Genomic DNA, 21,581 nt, shown 5'->3' on the forward strand with positions numbered 1-21,581 from the left:
CCATCAGGTGATGCTGCAGCGCGCCTTGCACGGCACCCAGTCGCGCAGGGTCAGCGAGCGAATCAGCTGCCCCTCGTCCACGGCCAGTTGCAGTTGCACATTTTCAGCCTGGGTTGCGTATGCCTCATCACTGAGGGCGCCCGCATCGTGTTCCTCGGATAACGCATTCAAGCGCACGTCATGGGGCTCCCTCAGAACTCTGAACTCATCGTCATAATGGTTGCGAATAAAGGCCTGCCAGAATTCGCGGCCCAACAGTGACTGTACGAGCTTCTTGGAGTTGTCCAGTTTTTCGATTGTGATGGCGGCATTATTCAGGATCTGCGGCGCTACCTGTCCCGTTGCGAGGTAGCGGGCATCGTTGGGCTGACCGGGCAGGCTGAGGCGGCGGGCCAGGCCCATGCGATAGGCCAGGCGAATTTCAATATCTTCCAGTTTTTCCAGGGCGGCGACTTTTTGTTCAGGGGTCATGGTCGACGTGCGAATCATGCCTTCTCGAACCCGAATGTCTGCGCTGGCTAATTTTTCCACCTCGTCCAGGCGAAAGAGGCCTTTGGCCAACTTGAAGAGTTCAGGCCCCGCCTCGCCATCGCTGGCATTGCGCGTGGCTTGCCACGTCAGCACCTTGGTCTCCATGTCACTGAACACCAGGGCCGACCGATCGCCGCAGCGCGGGTCACCCGCCAGGTTGAACAGCTCTTCACGCAAGCCATCGTCCTGGGCCGCATCGAGCAATTGCCACAGGCGCGATTGCAGGTCGGTATAGCTGCTGCGGTACTCCGCCGATTCTTTGAGGTTGTCGAGGATGTCGAGGAAGATCTGTGAACCGGGTTTCTCGGCAATCGACTCCCACAGTCTGCGTCTTACGTCGATTTCCTCGGGTGAAAGACCGTCCATCCAGTGCTGGTATGCCGGCTCCGGTGTGTCGTCCACGACCTGCTCTTGAGGGGCGCGAATTTCGACTGCCGCGGGCCGTGGCGCCCGATAACGCATCGCGCCGGACTGCCGGCGCAACACTGCCTCGCGGTGGAGCAAGGTTGCATTGCTCCAATACTCAACCAACTGCCTGCGGGCTTCGGTGCTCAGCGGGTTGCCGTCGATAAAGGTGACGTTGTTGACGTAGATGAATGCCTCGGCCTCCTCGGGCAGCGGGTTGACCAGGGAGTCGGGCAACTGCGTGATGCGGTTCTCCGTCAGGTTAACGTTGTCCAATGCCTGATGTGGCCCCAGGCCCTGCGGCCACTCGGTGATTCCGGTATTTTTCAAATTCACCCTACGCAGGTTCGGCAGGGTTGCGAAGTTGGGGGTACGCGCCAGGGGGTTGCGGCTCAGATTGATGATCTTGAGTGAGGTGAGCCCCTCCAGCAGATCCACGTCGGCCTCGCTCAGGGAAAGTTGGTTGCTCCTGAGGTCCAGGCGGGTAAGCCGAGTCATCCGGGCAACGCTGCGCGGGATTGAGCTCAACTCTCCGTACGACAGGTCGAGCCAACGGGTGTGGCTGAAGTGGCCGAGAAACTCATCCAGGTCGTACATCGATCGCATGCCCTGCAATTTGATTGACCCAATGTGGCTGAAATCCGCTTCCAGCGCAGGCAAATTGCCGACTCGCCCGCCGAGTACTTCAAGGGTGTACCCGGCGGGAGAACCATCATTGGCCAAGACTTTGGGGGTCATGCGCCGCCAGCACGCTTTGAGATCTCGGGCGAATTGCCTGCGATGGTTGGTATCCCCAGAACGCGGGGTTTCGCTGTCGATATTCACCAGAAATCGTTCTGTGGCCCAGGCGTCCAGTTGGGTGCTCAAGGTTTGCCACTCGCCTTCCAGGCGCGTCAGTTCAGCCGGCGCCCCGTCGCCTGCGTCCAGTACGAATTTCTCGTTTTCCTCCTCGCTGTAGCCGGGAAACAAGTCCCTTATCCGCCGCATTTCGTCGGTGTGGCTCAAGGGTACTTCGAAGGCGCCAGGCTGGCCGCCGTTGCGCCAGCCCGGGCGAGTTTGTGCCAGGCGAGCGATGTACGCCCGCATCTGCTGATTGGCTTGCGGGGTGAACGGGTTGTCACGCAGGCGGGTCATGCGGTTGAGACGGATGCTGGCTTCCACGTTTTCGGGGGTGGGGTTGAGCAGGCTGTCGGGCACCGCGCTCAGATGATTGCCGGACAGGTCGACTTCTCTCAGCTCCGGCAGTTCCAGCAGGCCTGTGGGCCACTGATTGATCCGGGTGTCACGCAGCTCCAGATTGCGCAGTCGTAGCAGCGGGCTGAAATCCGGCAGGGTGCCCAAGGGGTTGGCGTTCAGGCACAGTTCTTCCAGGCGGCTCAGGCCGGCCAGTTGGCCGGCGCTGATTTCGCTCAGGTGGATGGCATTTTTCGACAGGTCCAGGTGCGTCAGCGCCTTCATGGCCGTGATTGCTTCGGGCAGTTCGGTCAGCGTATGTCGTCCGATACCGCCGACTTGTTTGAGGGTCAAACGTTTCAGATTAGGGAAGTTGCCAAGGAACTGCCCGGGGCCGTCGGTGAAGCTCACGTAGTCGAGAACCAACTCCTCGACATGGCCAAAATCGGCGTTGAGTTTAGGCAGGTTCACCTGGGCGCTGATTTCCAGTCGGCGCCCGGTGTATGCCCCGGCACGGTCCACGGTCTGTCGGCGCCAGCAGTCTCTCAACGCATCGGCCACTGACTGCTCCCGGCGTCCCGGGTTTACCTCAAATGGACTCCGGCTCGTATCTTCTCGGGCACTGCGTTTCACCCAGTCCTTGAGTGCGCGTTTGAGGGCGGCGTACTGGTCTTCCCTGCGCGTCAACTCAGTGCGCGCATCGCTCCCGAGGGTCTCGATGAAGGCTGTGGCCTGCTCGTCGCTGAACCCCGGATACAGCTTGCGCACCCGCGTATGGGTGCTGCGCAACTGAGTGAGTTTGTGCAGCGGGGAGCCGCCCCGCAGGCGCAGGTCTCCTGCCAAGGGTTTGCGCAGCAGCGGGTATTCCAGCAGCACCGAGCGCAGCTCGTCCCGGACCAATGGCGTTTGCCGCACCCGTTGCTTCAAGGTGCCGGCGTCCCGTGCGGCTTCGCCAAGTGCTCGACGCTGGCCCTGTTCAAGGCGCGCCAGAACGGCGCCATACAGGTCGGTGGCGCCGAACGCCCCGTCTTCACCCATCGCCAGCACCAGCGGCGGTGCGTCGGTCTCTGGACCGACGGCGTCGATCAGGGGGCCCTGTTCGCTGCCCAAGCGGATTTCCACCCGCAGGCTGGGGTCCCATCCCGGCAAGCCGGGTAACGTATGCAGGGCCAGGCGCCGGCTGTCCTGGCTCTCCAGGGTGTCGAGGAACAAGCCTTCATAGGCCCGTGCCATGCGCACTTGCTGCTGGCTTTCGCGCGCCAGGGCGGTGAGCCTTGGTGACAACGGCTGATGGCCACTCAGCGCAGTTAAATCCGCGTCCGTGGCGGTTTCCAGCAACTGCCTGGCAACTTCCGCCGGCAGGCCGGAAAACCTGTCCATGAGCTGCTGTACCGGGGGCGAGCGGGTCAGGTTATGGGCGCGGTAATCCGCGTCGAACAGCGAGGTCCGACTGTCCCGGGCGGCCTGGGCAACTTCCCGGCGCCACAGCATCGTCTGTTCGTCCAGCACCCGGGGAGACGGGTCGAGGACCGCCGGATAGGTCAAGCCTCGGTGCGCAACCACGCGCTCGGTGATCGCCGGGTCGGCCAGCGCGTAATCCAGCGGGTCGTCGCTGCCCATCTTTTCGATAAATGTCTCGATACGCTGATGGATGCCAAAGCGCATCAGGCTGTCGCTCAACAGGGCGGGCGGCGGTTGCAGGTCTACATGCAGTTGGCGCAGTTGATCGGTGCGAATGCCACTGGCCAGGCGTGCCTGTTCCAGTTGTGCGTCGCTCAAGCCCCGTGTGCGATAACCCAGGCGGCGCGCCAGCGCCGGGCCGTCCCAGGTCAGTGGCTCTTCACCTTCATGCAGCCAGGCGCCCGCGCCGTTATGCGCCACCTGCGGGGCATAAGCGTCGGCGCGTGTGGGGTGTTGTATGCGATAGGTGTCGCCGTCGGGCTCGGGTTTGAGGGCATACAGTTGATCGTCGAGGGGCAGCAGCGGCTGCTGGTCGTGGCTGTGCAAGCCGAGGTCATCAAACGTGGCGTCCTCGGGCAATACGACGGGGCTGCGATAAGGCGTAAGGTCCGGCTTCCACAGCCGCTGCTCGCCACCTGGCAAACGAACCGGCTTGAGCCCCTGTACCAACGCGGGTGTAGGCGGTGCAGCGAGTTTTTGCAGGCCTTTCCCCGCGCCGGCCAGCAGCGCCATGGCGGCCAGGTTTTGGGCGACGTCGAACCAGTGCGCCTTGGCCGTATCACGGTCGCCTTCGCCCCAGTCGATCACGCCTTCGAAGGTTTCGTAGAGCAATTGGCCCGCCATGGCGGCCAACATGATTTCGCCGAGCACCGGGACGAACGCCAGTCCCAGGCCGAGCACGGTAGCGCCGGCCTCCAGCCAACGGGCGATTTTTTGCCCGCGCACCCGGGCGTCGACATCGGCGGTGGGCACTGCCTGGTCGCGCGCATCGCCGAGGGCCTTGTCGCGGCCATGCTCAAACAGGTTGGTCCAGAGGTCGACGTTGTCAGCCCACAGGCCGTGTCTTGAGACCACCATCAGGTACAGGTCGGGAGCGTCCGTCTTCACAACCCTGCAGCCGGCTTTCGGGGGTGGAAGCGACTGGGGCATGACCGTCGTAGTCAATACCGGGAAGGCCAGTTGCAGCATCGTCTGGGTCACCGGTGAACGCGCTACGGCGTCGACGGCGGCGGTGGAGTCCGCAGCGGGTTCGGTGAACCGGTTGAAGAACGCCGGCTTGTCGTGTTCATTGAGAAACTGGCTGAAAAAATGCTGATAGCTCGTGGGCGTCGGGCGGCGGTTATTGCCGGGTTCGCTTGGCGCTTTGTCGCGCGCCATCCACTGGCGGTTCAGTTCGGTTTTCAGCGCATCAAGGCTGTTGTAGCGCTTGAGCGGATGCTCCGGATCGTGGGGCAGATAGACGATGAAGTCGGTGGCATAGCGATATTTTTCCACCGGTGTAAACACCACACTCCCCATGAGCGCGCGGTCTATCACGCTCAGGCAACTGAACCACACCGGCTTGCCGCCCAGCGTCGGGTTGCGTTCGCCGTCGACAACCTTGAGCACCATGGTGAAGTCATCCGGGAGAATGTCCTGCTTGAGCAGCGCCAGGTACGCCGCAGCCCTGAGGGCATCCTTCTGGCTGGTGATCACCGCGTCGCGCAACCGGGTGGCGGCAGTCTCGTCGGTGGGCAGTAATGTTTCCTTGAGGTGAGCCTGGTAGCGGGCACCCACGTCCAGCGTGCGGCACAGCCTGATAAAGGCGGGTACGGTCAGCGCCGGGCCGATTCTGGGAGAGATGCCTTCCCGGTCCGGGTATTGGGTAAACCCGGAGGCGGGATCGAATGCGTCATCTTCACCTTCACTGGCTTCAAAGTTATGCAGGGCAGCCTGTACCAGCGAGAGCTCGAGCACTTTGTATTGACCGGCCTTGATCCCCAGCGTGCCGAGCCTCAGCGGCTCATACAAACGAAGAGAGGTGCCTTCGACATCCACGGTGAGGTTGAATTGTTCTTTCAGCGCGCTGTTGAGCAGGCCTGTGGCGAAGGGTTTGAGTGCCTGGACATTGCCTAGGTGTTGATCCACCGCGTGTTGAGATTTGAAACTGGTTTCATTGAACGCTTTCAATGTTCTTCGTTGCAGCGGCGACAAGCTGTCCATCCACTGCGCCTGTTCGAGCCTGGCCTGTTTCAACGCTTCTATGCGGTGGGCCGGCGCCTGTACCAGCCAGTCCGGAATGGCCTGGCGAATGAACGCACTGTTGTCGTCGGAAGATGAAGCGCGAGTCACGGAGGGAGCATCCTGCATGGGGGCATTCCTTTGGATAAGCAAAGGAAAAAGGCTACTGAAAACCGCTGTGGATTAATAAGTCGAAAAGCCGCTGGATAGCCCGTAATAGTTAACGCATCAGCCGCGGATTACCTATGGATTGACGACTTAATTACCCCATGGAAATCCCCCCGTGTGCATCCAGCGCTGTCAGCGCTTTTTGAGTGCTTGCCCATGGGCAAATCCATTCAAATAGCTACCGCCGAGTGCCGGGGGCGACTGATTAAGGTCATTGCCTTAATTTCCCTATCGGTACTCGTATATGCCAGCACCTCAAGCTTCCGCCTCGCTCCTGCCGGGTGGCGAAGGGCGTCACTATGCACAGATCAAAGCCGCCATCCCCGAGAGCCTGATCAGCGCGTCTCCTGCCCTGCGTGCAGCCATCACGCAGGCCAAGCCAGAGATCCCCGCCTGGTATGCGGCCACCACCCCGGCGCAGAAAGCCGCACTGCAAAACCTCTTAGAGGCGAGCATCAAGTCCCACACCGCACTGGAGCAAGCGACCGGCAAGGTGCAAGAGGTCAACGCCTTTGCCCGGCCATTGCTTGAAGCCGCGTTGAAGAACGCCGGGTTTGAGCTGGACGTCAACCAGGTGCATCTGCGTCTCTATGTACCGGTCGAAGGACTGGCGACAGGCTACCGGACCAAGACCTTGTCCCTGTTGCAAGCGGCCTTGAACAATTTCGAAGCGCGCGAGACCCGCGCCGGGTTCTTCGACAGTGCTTCAGGCTTTATCACCGCCCCCGGCGCGGATGGCCGTTTCGAGCGCCATACCACGACCCTGACGATCGAGGCCTTCGCCCGGTTATGCCGCGACCTGGACCTGGGCAGGCTGTACCAGGAACACCTCACCACCTACCTGCTGCCCGTGCAAACCGTGTCCAGGAACCTGCTGCGTGAACGCTTTATCACCCGGCAAAAGGACGCCTTCAGAGCCGCCGCCTACGTGGCGTTGCTCAAAGGTGATATTCGCAGCGACGACTACGCGTTACTGCTGCGCATCGCCAATGGCGAGCGACGCATCAAGCACGAAGGCAAGCAGGTCTGGCACCGCTGGCCCAGTATCATGGAACTGCAAATGCACGGCTGCCTCATGATCGACCCGAGCGTGGAGCATGGGTATGGCACCTGGCTTATCGTCTACATCCCCGACCACCCCGAGCACCCCATCAAGCGCTACGAAACCTTTGCCGACTATGCGGAGGAAACGACCCGTGAGCTGACCGCTTACAGGCCAGAGGACTATTGGGACAGCAGGGGGGTTCAGGTCACGGCCCATCAACAGTTTTTCTCGCGGTTCATCGGGAAAAAATACCTGGCTTACTACTACGGGCGGTTCACCGAGAAACGCGTCGATGAACCGCAAAGGCGCGTGGCCCTTGGCCCTGATCCAGCGTGGCGACAGTACTACGCAAGAAAATCACTCACCGAACTCCAGGCGATCAACGCCGTCATAAAGTCCCCGCGACATATCAGCCGCACGCCGCAGGATCAGCCAAACCTGAACCTTAACGCCCACCCGATCAGGGGGCTGTGGATCGACGTCGACCTGTGGGAGGAGCTGTACGCCGACATGCGCAAGCGCGCCCTCGACGATGCGTTGAGCATGGCGATACCCACCGCTCACACCGACACGGCTGGCCACGACCGGCGGATGGCGCATCTGATGAACATCGGCCTGTTCACCTTGAACCTGGTGTCGATGTTCATTCCGCCCTTGGGTGCACTGATGGCGGTGGTCACGGCCGGGCAACTGCTGTACGAGGTGCTGGAGGGCGTGGTTGAACTCGGCCAGGGTGACCGCGAGGCCGGCTGGGCGCATATCGGTGACGTGCTGGACAATCTCGCGCAATTGGCGGTGGGCGGCGCTGCGTTGCATATCAGCGTGTCGCCGTTTATCGAAGGGCTCAAGGCGGTCAGGCTGCCGTCGGGCAAGGCCCGCTTGTGGAAGCCCGACCTCGCGCCCTATGTGCAGGACATCCGACTGCCGGCAGGCTCGGTTCCCGACCAGGCGGGACTACATACCGTCAATGGGCGCCAGGTGGTGTCGGTGGACGGCAATCGCTACGCCGTGACCGCGCAAGACGAACCGGGCGTGTACCGGGTCCAGCACCCCCGCAGGCCCGAGGCATATGAGCCTCAGATCGTCAACAACGGTTCTGGCGCCTGGACCCATGAGGCCGATGAGCCCCTGACGTGGCAAGGTGCTCCGCTGATGCGGCGACTGAGCCCTGTGATGGAAGGCCTGAGCGATACGCAGTTGGAGCAGGTGCGCAAGATCAGTGACACCGATGAAAGCGTGCTGCGCCGGCTGTACGTGGAAAGCGAGCCCACTCCGGCAATCACACTCGACACGGCGGTGCGCATACGGGCTTACGGGCGTGCCGAAAGCTTGAGCGGGCAGATCCTTGCGGGGTCGATGTCGATGGACCTGGGCAGCTACGCCGCGTCGTTGATGGTGGAAATGACCGGCTGGCCGCCTGGCAGGACCATCGAAGTATTTGACGGCCATGGCGCCAGCAGGACGGCTGCCCTGTATGGCCAACCTCATGCACCCGGGACGGAACTGATCAGCATCAGCCGCATCGACCTGTTCGGCGGCAAGCTGCCCGCGTTGATCGTCGAGAGTCTGCCCGAGGAGCAGCTTAAAAACCTGCTCGGCCAACACATGCCTTACGGAGCCGGGCTGCGTAGCCAGGCGTTGCAGGAACGGCTGGGGCTCCATGCAAAACAGTCCCTGCGGCGGGTGTTCGACAGCCTTTACCTCGGGCGGTCATCGCCTGGCAGCGCTGAACTGCAACTGTTCGCGCGCGACTTCAAAAGCCTGCCCGCGGTCATGGTCGAGGAACTGCTGGAAGGTGCCAGCCCCTCGCAGCGGGCGAGCCTGGTCAACAATCGCAAGATTCCCCTGGAGCTGGCGCAACAAGCGCGCCAGAAACTCGGGGAATTGCGCCTGGCCCGGGCGTATGAAGGGCTGTACCTGGATGCGTTGGCCAATGCTGACACTGAAGCCCTGGTGCTCAATACCCTTGAGCACCTTCCCGGTTGGCGGGACAGCCTGCGCATTGAAGTGCACGAAGGCTCGGTGAGCGGGCGCCTGCGTGCCAGCTATGGCCTGCCTGGGTCCAGCAACCTCAAACTGCTGGTGCGAGTGGGCGATGGTCAGTATCAGGTGTTTGACACCCAGGGCAACGAGTTACATGGGGTCGATAGCTTGTACGATTCCTTGCAGCACGCACTGCCGGAGGCCCATCGCCAGTCCGTGGGGTTGCCAGAGGTCGGTCAGGGGCCGCAACTTGGAAGGTTGATTCAACAGCACGCCCTGTCCCGTTCCGGCCTGCGCAAGGTGCTGGGGATGCAACCGTTGGTCTCACCCTTTTTCATTTCGCCGCAACGCTCTTCTCGCGGGCGGATCGGTTATGCCTGGAGTGGTCGTGGTGCGGGCTCCTGGGAGCACAACGTTCGCCAGCGTATCAAAGCCCTCTACCCCACTTTTGACGAAGTGCAGATTGCCCAACTGCGTGCACCTTACACGCCGGCCGACGACACCTGGCTCATCTCTCTGGAGCAGGAGTACGAAACGCTCCGTTCCACCTTGGAGACCTGGGAAGCATCACCGATCCAGGGCTTTGGTGAGGCCAATAGCGCTGAATACCGAGAGCAGCGTGCCATCCGTAAAGAACTGCGAAAGGTGTTGATTCGCGCCTGGAGGCGTAACGGTGAGGTTGATGTGGACAGTTCCGGCAATCCTCTGGGCCAGAGGATCGAAGTAAGCGAAATTGACATACAACCTCAGTTGGCGTCGCTTCCGGCGCTGAGCGCCAACTTTGATCATGTCACTTACCTGGAAATATCCAGTGCGGAACTGACCAATGCCGTCGAGCCTTTCCTGGCTCCCTTTCGCGGCTTGCGCACCCTCAACCTGGAAGATAACCAGCTCACTCGCCTGCCCCTGTTGCTTGAGCATCTGCCCAGGCTTGAGACGTTGATACTGGCGGATAACGAGATTGTGCTGGACGTCGCGGCCGTCAACCGATTGAAGAACCTCACCCGGCTCCAGACACTCGAGTTGGAGTCCAACCCGCTGGGCATGGCGCCGGACATCAGCCGGATGCGCCGGCTGTATCACGTTTCATTGGGCGATACCGGGCAGCGTGGTTGGCCCATTGGGATCTTCGCCAGGCCCCGGCCTCGCGAGTTCAACCTGGACCTGGAAGGTAATGCGCTCGAGGTGCCGATAGTCGAGCCAGGTTCAGCTCAGGCTGCGATTCTTGCGCGCACCCGTGTCACCCAGAGCCGGCTGACGCCCGAGGGCCTTCGCCAGCTCAAGCAGTACATTGCATCTGTAGGTATGGACCCGGAGCGGCAATTTCCACCCCGAGGGATGCAGGACAGCGTCCAATGGAAGTCCGGCCTCACTGACATGCAGTGGAGGGACTTGCAGCCCCTATGGAATGCCTTGGAAGAGGCCAGGGGCGCCGAACCGTTTTTTAACGAAATCCGCAAGTTGAGCGAGTCTGCCGATGCCATGTCGGAAGACTTCGCGGAAGACCTTACGGCCAAGGTCTGGCGAATGTTGCGCGCCATGTACGACGACACCCGGCTGCGTGAGAAGCTTTTCGACATGGCGAGGGCGCCTACCAGCTGCGTTGATGCGGGTGCCCAATTGTTCAATGCCATGGGGATCGAAGTGATGGTGTATGAGGCTTGGGCCAACCCTCACCCCGACGTGGTCGAGCAACTGATGCTGAAGGTGGCCAAAGGCAGGACTCGGCTCAACACGCTGGGAGAAATTGCTCGCGCCCGGGTGGCGGCATTGAGTGAGCAAGGCCGCAAGTTCCCCAATGATCGGGACCGGGGAACCGACTCTGCTGGAAATCCCGAACGAGCTATCGACGAAGTGGGGGTCCATCTGGCGTTTTCCACCGGGTTGGCCCAACGGCTTGAGCTGCCCTGGCAATCAGCGGATGTGATGTACCCGGAACCCGACGTCACCCCGCAGATGCTGGACGATGCTTTTGATCGGGTCATGGCATTGGAGGAGGGCGACCTGCTCAGGGATGCGCTCGTCGAGCTGGACTTCTGGGATGAGTACCTTGAGCGTTCGACGCCCGCGGCCTTTATCTGGCTGACGCGCAAAAGGGCGGCGCTGGAAGACTTGACGAGTGCCATGAATGATCTGGCGGCCAATGGTCGACTGCTTGAGTCGCAGAAGATGGCCCTGCGCAATACCCTGCGCAATTCGGCCCTGATGCTGGACAAGTCGGTTGAGGATTTCCCTCCCGGCACGCCCATGCACCAGGACGTCTATGATGCGCTTGCGGTGAAACTGCACGAGGAGCGCAAGGCGATTCTCCAGAGGCTCACTGACGAGGCTCTGGAAATCGTGCTTCAGAACAGAAAGTAACGCTGCGCCATCGGCAGTACATCCGCCGGCTCACACCACAGCAACACACCGTCGGCCTTGACCTGATAGGTCTGCGGGTCGACCTCGATATCCGGCAGGTAATCGTTGTGGATCAAGTCGGTTTTCTGCACCGCGCGGCAACCCTTGACCACGGCGATCTGCTTCTTCAGGCCCAATTGCTCGGGCAAGCCTGCCGCCAACGCCGCCTGGCTGATAAAGGTCAGGCTGGTGGCGTGCAGCGAGCTGCCGAAGCTGGCGAACATCGGGCGGTAGTGCACCGGTTGCGGTGTCGGGATCGAGGCATTGGCGTCGCCCATCAGGCTTGAGGCAATCGCGCCGCCCTTGAGAATCAGGGTTGGCTTGATCCCGAAAAACGCCGGGCGCCACAGCACCAGGTCGGCCCACTTGCCCACTTCAATCGAGCCCACTTCGTGGCTGATGCCATGGGTGATCGCCGGGTTGATGGTGTACTTGGCGATGTAGCGTTTGGCGCGGAAGTTGTCGTTGCCTTCGCCGTCACCCGGCAACGGGCCGCGCTGTTTTTTCATCTTGTCGGCGGTCTGCCAGGTACGCGTGATCACTTCGCCGACCCGGCCCATGGCCTGGCTGTCGGAGCTGATCATCGAGAACGCGCCGAGGTCATGAAGGATGTCTTCGGCGGCAATCGTCTCGCGGCGAATGCGGCTTTCGGCAAAGGCCACGTCTTCGGCAATGCTCGGGTCCAGGTGATGGCAGACCATCAACATGTCCAGGTGTTCGTCGATGGTGTTGCGGGTGAACGGCCGGGTCGGGTTGGTGGAGCTGGGCAGCACGTTGGGGAAACCGCAGGCCTTGATGATGTCGGGCGCGTGACCGCCACCGGCACCTTCGGTGTGATAGGTGTGGATGGTGCGGCCCTTGAAGGCGGCGAGGGTGGTTTCGACAAAGCCGGATTCGTTGAGGGTGTCGCTGTGGATCGCGACCTGCACGTCGTACTCGTCGGCGACGCTCAGGCAGTTGTCGATACTCGCGGGCGTGGTGCCCCAGTCTTCATGGAGCTTCAAGCCAATGGCGCCGGCCTTCACTTGTTCGATCAACGGCTCCGGCAGGCTGGCGTTGCCCTTGCCGGTGAAGCCGATGTTCATCGGGAACGAGTCGGAGGCCTGGAGCATGCGCGCCAAGTGCCATGGGCCGGAGGTGCAGGTGGTGGCGTTGGTGCCGGTAGCCGGGCCCGTGCCGCCGCCGATCATGGTGGTGACGCCGCTGGTCAGCGCCTCTTCGATTTGCTGTGGGCAGATGAAGTGGATGTGGGTGTCGATGCCGCCGGCGGTGAGGATCATGCCCTCACCGGCAATCACTTCGGTGCTGGCGCCGACGCTGATGGTTACGCCGGGCTGGATGTCCGGGTTGCCGGCTTTGCCGATGGCGGCGATGCGGCCGTTTTTCAGGCCGACGTCAGCCTTGACGATGCCCCAGTGGTCGATGATCAGCGCGTTGGTGATCAGGGTGTCGACCACCTCATGGGCGAGCAGTTGGCTCTGGCCCTGGCCATCACGGATCACCTTGCCGCCGCCGAATTTCACTTCTTCGCCGTAGACGGTGAAATCCTGTTCGACTTCGACGAACAGCTCGGTGTCGGCCAGGCGGACCTTGTCACCGACGGTGGGGCCGTACATGTCGGCGTAGGCTTGTCTGGAAATCTTCATGTGTTTAGTTCCTGATCGTTCCCACGCTCTGCGTGGGAATGTCGCCCTGGACGCTCTGCGTCCGCTCTTGAAGGTCGTGACGCGGAGCGTCACAGGATGCATGCCCACGCAGAGCGTGGGAACGATCATTAATCCAGGTCGCCCATGATGCGTCCGGCAAACCCAAACACCCGGCGCTTGCCACTCAGCTCAACCAGTTCCACTTCACGACTTTGCCCCGGCTCAAAGCGCACGGCGGTGCCGGCCGGAATGTTCAGGCGCATGCCACGGCTGGCGGCACGGTCGAACGTCAGCGCGTCGTTGGTCTCGAAAAAGTGATAGTGGGAGCCGACCTGGATCGGCCGGTCGCCGCTGTTGGCCACGCTCAAGGTGGCGGTGCGTCGGCCCACATTGAGTTCGATGTCGCCAGGCTGGATCTGAAATTCGCCAGGAATCATGCCGGTTGTCCCAGGGTCTTGAAGTAGATGGCGGTCGGGGTGTAGCGCCCGTCCGGGCTTTGGCAGTAGTCGGGCAATTCACCGATCTTGGTGTAGCGCAGCGACTGGTAGAACGCTTCGGCACCGGAGCCGGCTTCGGTGTCCAGGTACAGCAACCCGCGTTTGTACTGGCGGGCACTCAGTTCCAGGGCGCTCATCAGTTGCTGGCCGAGGCCGCGGCGCCGGGCTTCGCTGTGCACCAGCAGCTTCTGCACTTCGGCACGGTTCAAGCCGTTGGCTTTCATGCACAGCGCCAATTGCACGCTGGCGATGACCTGCTCATCGCGCACCACCACCCACAGCAGCAGGCTGCCGTCGGTGAGGCTGGCCTGCACACCGCTGAGGTAAGCGCTGGCCTGGGCTTCATCGAAGTCGGCCATGAAGCCCACCGAGGCGCCGTGCTTCACGGCGTCCAGCAACAGCTCAATCAAACCCGGGCGGTAATGGGCAAAACTTTCGGCATTGACTCGACGCAGTTGGGCGTTCATCGGTGTCACTCCTTGGGCGGCGTAGCGCCTGGGTTGAGCGTCAGTTGCATGAAGGTCAGGTCCAGCCAGCGGCCGAACTTGGTGCCGACCTGGGGCATCTGCCCGGTGGTGATGAAACCCAGGCGCTCATGCAGGCGGATCGAGGCCTGGTTGCCGCTTTCGATGGCGGCGACCATCACGTGTTTGTCGCAGGTTTTCGCCCGCTCGATCAGCGCCTGCATCAGCTGTGGGCCGAGGCCTTTGCCGCGCTGGTCGTTGCGCACGTACACCGAGTGTTCGACGGTGTGGCGAAAGCCCTCAAAGGGCCGCCAGTCGCCGAACGAGGCATAGCCGATGACCTGCTCGTCTTCGACGGCCACCAGGATCGGGTAAAACTGGGATTGGCGGGCACTGAACCAGGCCTGGCGGTTGCCCAGGTCTACCGGTTGTTCGTTCCAGATCGCCGTGGTGTTGAGCACCGCGTCGTTGTAGATATCGCGAATCCCTGGCAAATCGGCGTGCACCGCATCACGAATCAAAAAGGACATGGCCGGACCTCAGGCGATGGGTTGGTGGACGGTGACCAGCTTGGTGCCGTCGGGGAAGGTGGCTTCCACCTGGATGTCCGGGATCATTTCCGGAATGCCTTCCATCACCTGTTCGCGGGTGAGCAGGGTGGTGCCGAAGTGCATCAGCTCGGCGACGGTGCGGCCATCGCGGGCGCCTTCCATCAGGGCGGCGGAGATGTAGGCGATGGTCTCCGGGTAGTTGAGCTTCACACCGCGCGCCAACCGCCGCTCGGCCACCAGGCCGGCGGTGAAGATCAGCAGTTTGTCTTTTTCCCGTGGGGTCAGGTCCATCGTTCAAGGTCCACTATGAAATACATTCGTAAAAACACCGGAGATCCAATGTGGGAGCGGGCTTGCTCGCGAATGCGGTGTGTCAGTGAATGCATCTTTGCCTGACCCACTGCATTCGCGAGCAAGCCCGCTCCCACATTTTTAATCTTCATGTGCTCCAGATTCTCGGTGATACAGCCTCGCGACCCAGCACGGCCGGGCGCAGCAGGCGCCACAGTGCGATCAGCCAGGCTCGCGCCAGCAGCGCTTCACTGGCCAGGCAGCGGGCCACCAGCAGGCCGGGCAATTGGGTCAGGTCGCCGCGTACCGGGTGGGGCAGGGAGCGGCATTGTTCGAGCAGTTCAGGGTCGATTTCGCCGGTCACCAGCAAGGTGGCGAACACCGGTTGCCCGTCCAGCCCGATGGGTGAGTCGAGCAAACCGTCGGCGCCCACAATGCGCTGGCGTTCATGCCAAATCAACTGGCCGTCACGGCGGATATCCAGGTGTGACTGGAAGTGCCCGAGGTCGAAACGCTCGCCACTGGCGGGGCGCCCGAGGGCGACCACGTCCCAGTAAAACAGCCGGGCATCGCCTTGCAGGTCGATGCGGGTGGTGAGTTCGGCCTGGGCGGCGCTGAACACGATGGTCTCCTGGGGCAGCCATTCCAGCGTCGCGCCCGCCTCCACCGTCAGCTCCAGTTTCTGATAGGCCGGCCCGCCGGCGCGGTACCACTTGGCCGCGCCGGGGCTGGTCAATTGCGCCCAGGCGCCTTCGGCGACATGGGCGCTGATATCGAGGCGATCACCGCCGGCAATCCCGCCCGGCGGGTGCACGATGATGTGCTGGCACACCTCGGGGCCTTCGGCGTACAGGTGCTTTTGCACCCGCAGCGGGCCGAGGTGGCGGCGCATCACCGGGCGCGTGGTGTCGCCGAAACGCGCGTAGCCGAGTTCCAGCTCGGCGTGCCAGCTGGGGGTGAACAGCGCGGTGGGGGCAGGTAGGGTCATGGTCAGTGCTTATCGTTAGGACGCTACAGATTAGATCGTAACGAGTCCGCGCACACCCTCGCTTTCCATATTTTCTCCACGCCCCTGCTGGACGATTTCGCCCCGGGACATCACCAGGTACTGGTCGGCCAGTTCCGCGGCAAAATCATAGAACTGTTCCACCAGCAGAATCGCCATGTCGCCGCGCGCCGCGAGTTTCTTGATCACCGCGCCGATCTCCTTGATCACCGACGGCTGGATGCCTTCGGTGGGTTCGTCGAGGATCAACAGACGCGGGCGGCTGGCCAGGGCCCGGCCGATAGCCAGCTGCTGTTGCTGGCCGCCGGACAGGTCACCGCCCCGGCGTTGCTTCATTTGCAGCAGCACCGGGAACAGCTCGTAGATGAAGGCGGGCACTTCCTTGGCTTCGGAGCCGGGGAAGCGTGACAGGCCCATCAGCAGGTTTTCTTCCACTGTCAGGCGGCCAAAAATCTCCCGACCCTGGGGCACGTAGGCGATACCGGCGTGCACCCGCTGGTGCGGCTTGAAGCCGGTAATGGCCTTGCCTTCCCAGTTCACCGCGCCTTCCTTGGCCGGCAGCAAACCCATCAGGCACTTGAGCAAGGTGGTCTTGCCCACGCCATTGCGGCCCAGCAGGCAGGTGACTTCGCCGACTTTTACCTCAAAGGAAAGCCCGCGCAGGATGTGACTACCGCCGTAGTACTGGTGCAGCTTGTCGACTTGCAGCATGTTCAGTTCCCCTTAATGATCGTTCCCACGCTCTGCGTGGGAATGCCGCAATGGACGCTCCGCGTCCGCCGTGTGACGCAGAGCGTCAGCGGATGCATTCCCACGCGGAGCGTGGGAACGATCAGGTTCAGCGACCGAGGTAAACCTCGATCACCCGCTCATTTTCCTGCACCTGCTCCAGGGACCCTTCGGCCAGCACGCTGCCCTGGTGCAACACCGTCACGTGGTCGGCAATCGAGCCGACAAAGCCCATGTCGTGTTCCACCACCATCAGCGAGTGCTTGCCCGCCAGGCGCTTGAACAGTTCGGCGGTGAACTCGGTTTCGGCGTCGGTCATGCCCGCCACCGGTTCGTCCAGCAGCAACAGTTGCGGGTCCTGCATCAGCAGCATGCCGATTTCCAGGAATTGCTTTTGGCCGTGGGACAGCAAGCCGGCGGGGCGGTTGACCGAGGCGGTCAGGCGGATGGTGTCGAGGACTTCGCTGATGCGGTCTTTCTGCTCGCCACTCAAGCGCGCCCTCAAACTGGCCCACACCGACTTGTCGGTCTTCTGCGCCAGCTCGAGGTTTTCGAACACACTCAGGGCTTCGAATACCGTGGGCTTCTGGAACTTGCGACCGATGCCGGCCTGGGCGATCTGCACTTCGCTCATGCTGGTCAGGTCGAGGGTTTCGCCGAACCAGGCCTTGCCGTGGCTGGGCCGGGTCTTGCCGGTGATCACGTCCATCAGCGTGGTCTTGCCCGCGCCGTTGGGGCCGATGATGCAGCGCAATTCGCCGACGCCGATGTACAGGTTCAAGTCGTTCAATGCCTTGAAACCGTCGAAGCTGACGCTAATGTCTTCCAGGGTCAGGATCGTGCCGTGGCGGGTGTTCAGGCCTTTGCCCGCCGCCTGGCCGAGGCCGATGGCATCGCGGGCGCTGCCTTGGTCTTTGTTCGGTTCAAGAATGGGCTCGAGCATGAGTTCCGCCGTCGCTGTAATTCTCATTGGTCGCCCCTTTTCTTCAGCAGGCCAATCACACCCTTGGGCAAATACAGGGTGACGATAATGAACAGCGCACCGAGGAAGAACAGCCAATACTCGGGGAACGCCACGGTGAACCAGCTCTTCATACCATTGACCACACCGGCGCCCAGCAGCGGGCCGATCAAGGTTCCACGCCCGCCGAGGGCCACCCACACAGCGGCCTCGATGGAGTTGGTCGGCGACATCTCGCTGGGGTTGATGATGCCCACTTGCGGCACATACAACGCGCCCGCCAAACCACACAGCACCGCGCTCAACACCCACACGAACAGCTTGAAGCCACGTGGGTCGTAGCCGCAGAACATCAGGCGATTTTCCGCATCCCGCAGTGCCGTCAGCACCCGGCCAAACTTGCTCTGGGCCAGGCGCCAGCCGATGTACAGGCTCGCCACCAGCAACGCCACGGTGGCCACAAACAGCACCGCCCGCGTGCCCGGTTCGGTGATGCCAAACCCGAGGATGCTGCGGAAATTGGTAAAGCCGTTATTGCCGCCAAACCCGGTCTCGTTGCGGAAGAACAGCAGCATCCCGGCGAAGGTCAGGGCCTGGGTCATGATCGAGAAATACACGCCCTTGATCCGCGAGCGGAAGGCGAAGAACCCGAACACCAGCGCCAGCAAGCCCGGCGCCAACACCACCAGGCACATCGCCCAAAGGAAGTGGCTGGTGCCGGTCCAGTACCACGGCAACTCGGTCCACGACAAAAAGGTCATGAACGCCGGCAGCTCATCGCCGGACGCCTGGCGCATCAGGTACATGCCCATGGCATAACCGCCCAGCGCAAAAAACAGGCCGTGGCCGAGGGACAACATCCCGGCATAACCCCACACCAAATCCAGGGCCAGGGCGACAATGGCGTAGCACAGAATCTTGCCCACCAACGTCAACGTATAGGCGGAAACGTGCAGCGGGTTTTCCGGTGACAACAGCGAGAACAACGGCAGCGCCAGCAGCAGAATCAGTACCACTGCACCGACCGCGACGGTCACCTTGGGGCCGGCCTTTTGCGCGGCCGTGAGCATCAATGGCTGGTTCATCAGTCGATCACCCGTCCTTTCAGTGCGAAGAGTCCTTGCGGGCGTTTCTGGATGAACAGAATGATCAGCGCGAGGATCAGGATCTTGCCGAGTACGGCACCGATCTGCGGTTCGAGAATCTTGTTGGCTATCCCTAAGCCGAAGGCGGCCATGACGCTACCGGCCAACTGGCCGACGCCGCCGAGCACCACCACCAGGAACGAGTCGATGATGTAGCTCTGGCCGAGGTCCGGGCCGACGTTGCCGATCTGGCTCAGGGCCACGCCACCAAGGCCCGCGATGCCGGAGCCGAGGCCAAAGGCGAGCATGTCCACGCGCCCGGTGGGCACGCCGCAGCAGGCGGCCATGTTGCGGTTCTGGGTCACGGCCCGCACGTTGAGGCCCAGGCGCGTCTTGTTCAGCAGCAGCCAGGTCAGCACCACCACAAACAGCGCGAAAGCGATGATCACGATGCGGTTGTACGGCAGCACCAGGTTGGGCAGCACCTGGATCCCGCCGGACAGCCACTCCGGGTTGGCCACTTCTACGTTCTGCGCACCGAATACCAGGCGCACCAGTTGGATCAGCATCAGGCTGATGCCCCAGGTGGCGAGCAGGGTTTCCAATGGGCGGCCGTAGAGGTGACGAATCACCGTGCGTTCCAGGGCCATGCCGATGGCGGCGGTGACGAAAAACGCCACCGGCAGCGCGATCAGCGGGTAGAACTCGATGGCCTGCGGCACGTAGCGCTGCATCAGCAACTGCACCACATAGGTGGAGTAGGCGCCGAGCATCAGCATCTCGCCGTGAGCCATGTTGATCACCCCGAGCAAGCCGAAGGTGATCGCCAGGCCGAGCGCTGCCAGCAGCAGGATCGAACCCAGGGACATGCCGCTGAAAGCCTGGCCGAGAATCTCGCCCACCATCAGTTTGCGTTTGACCTGGGCCAGGCTGGTCTCGGCGGCGGTGTGCACCGTGGCGTCGGCTTCGACGCCGGGAGCGAGCAAGGCTTCCAGGCGAGTGCGGGCCAGCGGGTCGCCGGTGCCGCCGAGCAAACGCACGGCCGCCAGGCGCACGGCCGGGTCGGGGTCTACCAGTTGCAGGTTGGCCAGGGCGAGGCTGAGGGCGACGTGTACGTCATCATTGGTTTCGCCGGCGAGCTGCTGGTCGAGGAATTTCAGCTGCGCAGGTTGTGCACTTTTTTGCAGGGTTTGCGCGGCGGCAAGGCGCACCTTGGGATCGGCAGCGAGCAATTCCTGGCTGGCTTGCACGTTGTCGATCAGGCCGCGCAGGCGGTTGTTCAGGCGTACGGTTTTGGTTTCACCGTTGACGCTGACCTGGCCTTGTTGCAGGGCATTCACCAGCTCGATGCGCGCCGGGTCGGGCTGGGCGGCCCAGTCCTGGAGCAGCTTGGCTTGTTGCATCGGGTTGGCGTTGATGAAGTCTTCGGCGTCGCTGGCGTGTGCGGCGAGGGGCAGCAACAGCAGGGCGGCGAGGATGAAGCGGTATAGGGCAGTGGGCATGGCAGTTTCCTATAGATCGTTCCCACGCTCTGCGTGGGAATGCCGCCTTGGACGCTCTGCGTCCGCTGTGTGACGCAGAGCGCCACGGGATGCATTCCCACGCGGAGCGTGGGAACGATCAGTGCGGCGGTCTTAGTTGCTCTTGACGGCGTAATCCGGCTTCTTGTCATTCCCCGGAATGTACGGGCTCCACGGCTGCGCCCGAATCGGCTCCTGGGTCTGCCACACCACCGAGAACTGCCCGTCAGACTGGATCTCACCGATCATCACCGGCTTGTGCAGGTGGTGGTTGGTCTTGTCCATGGTCAGGGTGAAACCGGACGGCGCGGCAAAGGTCTGCCCGGCCATGGCTTCACGCACTTTGTCGACGTCGGTGGACTTGGCTTTCTCCACCGCCTGCGCCCACATATGGATGCCCACGTAAGTGGCTTCCATCGGGTCGTTGGTCACGGCTTTGTCCGCGCCCGGCAGGTTGTGGGCCTTGGCGTAGGCTTTCCAGTCGGCGACGAATTTCTTGTTGACCGGGTTCTCCACCGACTGGAAGTAGTTCCAGGCGGCGAGGTTGCCCACCAGCGGCTTGGTGTCGATGCCGCGCAGTTCTTCTTCACCCACGGAGAACGCGACGACCGGCACGTCGGTGGCCTTCAGGCCCTGGTTCGCCAGCTCTTTGTAGAACGGCACGTTGGAGTCGCCGTTCACGGTGGAGACCACCGCAGTCTTGCCGCCGGCCGAGAACTTTTTGATGTTGGCCACGATGGTCTGGTAATCGCTGTGGCCGAACGGGGTGTAGACCTCTTCGATGTCTTTATCCGCTACGCCTTTGGAGTGCAGGAACGAACGCAGGATCTTGTTGGTGGTGCGCGGGTACACGTAGTCGGTGCCCAGCAGGAAGAAGCGCTTGGCGCCGCCGCCTTCTTCGCTCATCAGGTATTCCACCGCCGGGATCGCCTGCTGATTCGGCGCCGCACCGGTATAGAACACGTTCGGCGACATCTCTTCGCCTTCGTATTGCACCGGGTAGAACAGCAGGCCGTTGAGTTCTTCGAATACCGGCAATACCGATTTGCGCGACACCGAGGTCCAGCAACCGAACACCACGGCGACCTTGTCCTGGGTCAGCAACTGGCGGCCCTTTTCAGCGAACAGCGGCCAGTTGGAAGCCGGGTCTACCACTACCGGTTCGAGCATCTTGCCGTTCACGCCGCCCTTGGCGTTGATCTCGTCGATGGTCATCAGCGCCATGTCTTTCAGCGAGGTCTCGGAGATCGCCATGGTCCCGGACAGCGAGTGCAGGATGCCGACCTTGATGGTCTCGGCGGCCTGTACCGTCCAGGTCATGCCCATCGCGGCGATGGATGCCGACAGTGTGAAAGCCTTGATCAAGCTGCGACGCTTCATTGTGCAATCTCCATGACTCAATGATGTGATGAGGGAGTGATTGCAAAGGCTGTGCCGGGGCGCGC

13 protein-coding genes are annotated in these 21,581 nt (G+C 62.2%); 1 reads left to right on the forward strand and 12 read right to left on the reverse strand.

Annotated features, from left to right (window positions below; translation table 11 throughout):
- Positions 1-3: 3 nt before the first annotated feature.
- On the reverse strand, positions 4-5,919 hold the full coding sequence (locus NVB75_RS23015) for an NEL-type E3 ubiquitin ligase domain-containing protein (protein ID WP_258343458.1): 5,916 nt from the start codon (positions 5,917-5,919) through the stop codon (positions 4-6).
- 283 nt (positions 5,920-6,202) lie between these two features.
- Between NVB75_RS23015 and NVB75_RS23020 the strand changes: the two genes are divergently transcribed.
- Positions 6,203-11,347: a dermonecrotic toxin domain-containing protein gene (locus tag NVB75_RS23020; protein ID WP_258343460.1), complete on the forward strand. Its 5,145-nt coding sequence runs from the start codon at positions 6,203-6,205 to the stop codon at positions 11,345-11,347.
- Here NVB75_RS23020 and ureC read toward each other — a convergent pair.
- From ureC to urtA, 11 genes are all read right to left on the reverse strand, one after another.
- The gene (ureC, locus tag NVB75_RS23025; protein ID WP_258343462.1) at positions 11,332-13,032 is read right to left on the reverse strand and encodes an urease subunit alpha; all 1,701 of its coding nucleotides are present in this window, start codon (positions 13,030-13,032) and stop codon (positions 11,332-11,334) included. The two genes, NVB75_RS23020 and ureC, sit on opposite strands and share 16 nt — an antisense overlap.
- Before the next feature lie 128 nt (positions 13,033-13,160).
- Entirely contained in the window at positions 13,161-13,469 is a 309-nt protein-coding gene (locus tag NVB75_RS23030; RefSeq protein WP_003217389.1) for an urease subunit beta, read from the reverse strand.
- A complete protein-coding gene (locus tag NVB75_RS23035; RefSeq protein ID WP_258343464.1) occupies positions 13,466-13,996 on the reverse strand; it encodes a GNAT family N-acetyltransferase in 531 nt (176 codons plus the stop codon). Before NVB75_RS23035 ends, NVB75_RS23030 begins: the two co-directional genes overlap by 4 nt.
- A 5-nt stretch (positions 13,997-14,001) precedes the next feature.
- Positions 14,002-14,523, reverse strand: coding sequence for a GNAT family N-acetyltransferase (locus NVB75_RS23040; RefSeq protein WP_258343466.1), 522 nt, complete (start codon positions 14,521-14,523; stop codon positions 14,002-14,004).
- A 9-nt stretch (positions 14,524-14,532) separates the two neighbouring features.
- Positions 14,533-14,835 carry an urease subunit gamma gene (gene ureA, locus NVB75_RS23045; RefSeq protein ID WP_003217383.1) on the reverse strand — a complete coding sequence of 101 codons (303 nt, stop codon included), beginning with the start codon at positions 14,833-14,835 and terminating at the stop codon, positions 14,533-14,535.
- Positions 14,836-14,983: 148 nt separating this feature from the next.
- Positions 14,984-15,823: an urease accessory protein UreD gene (locus NVB75_RS23050; protein ID WP_003217381.1), complete on the reverse strand. Its 840-nt coding sequence runs from the start codon at positions 15,821-15,823 to the stop codon at positions 14,984-14,986.
- A gap of 30 nt (positions 15,824-15,853) precedes the next feature.
- Entirely contained in the window at positions 15,854-16,552 is a 699-nt protein-coding gene (gene urtE, locus NVB75_RS23055) for an urea ABC transporter ATP-binding subunit UrtE (protein WP_017478391.1), read from the reverse strand.
- Positions 16,553-16,679: 127 nt separating this feature from the next.
- The gene (gene urtD / locus NVB75_RS23060; protein ID WP_258343469.1) at positions 16,680-17,540 is read right to left on the reverse strand and encodes an urea ABC transporter ATP-binding protein UrtD; all 861 of its coding nucleotides are present in this window, start codon (positions 17,538-17,540) and stop codon (positions 16,680-16,682) included.
- Entirely contained in the window at positions 17,537-18,616 is a 1,080-nt protein-coding gene (gene urtC, locus NVB75_RS23065; RefSeq protein ID WP_093202273.1) for an urea ABC transporter permease subunit UrtC, read from the reverse strand. The genes urtD and urtC overlap by 4 nt, the downstream gene beginning before the upstream one ends.
- Entirely contained in the window at positions 18,616-20,118 is a 1,503-nt protein-coding gene (gene urtB / locus NVB75_RS23070) for an urea ABC transporter permease subunit UrtB (protein WP_258343472.1), read from the reverse strand. Before urtB ends, urtC begins: the two co-directional genes overlap by 1 nt.
- Before the next feature lie 132 nt (positions 20,119-20,250).
- Entirely contained in the window at positions 20,251-21,516 is a 1,266-nt protein-coding gene (urtA, locus tag NVB75_RS23075; protein WP_258343474.1) for an urea ABC transporter substrate-binding protein, read from the reverse strand.
- Between the last annotated feature and the right edge of the window lie 65 nt (positions 21,517-21,581).

This window comes from Pseudomonas sp. CBS (assembly GCF_024734645.1).
Lineage (GTDB): Bacteria > Pseudomonadota > Gammaproteobacteria > Pseudomonadales > Pseudomonadaceae > Aquipseudomonas.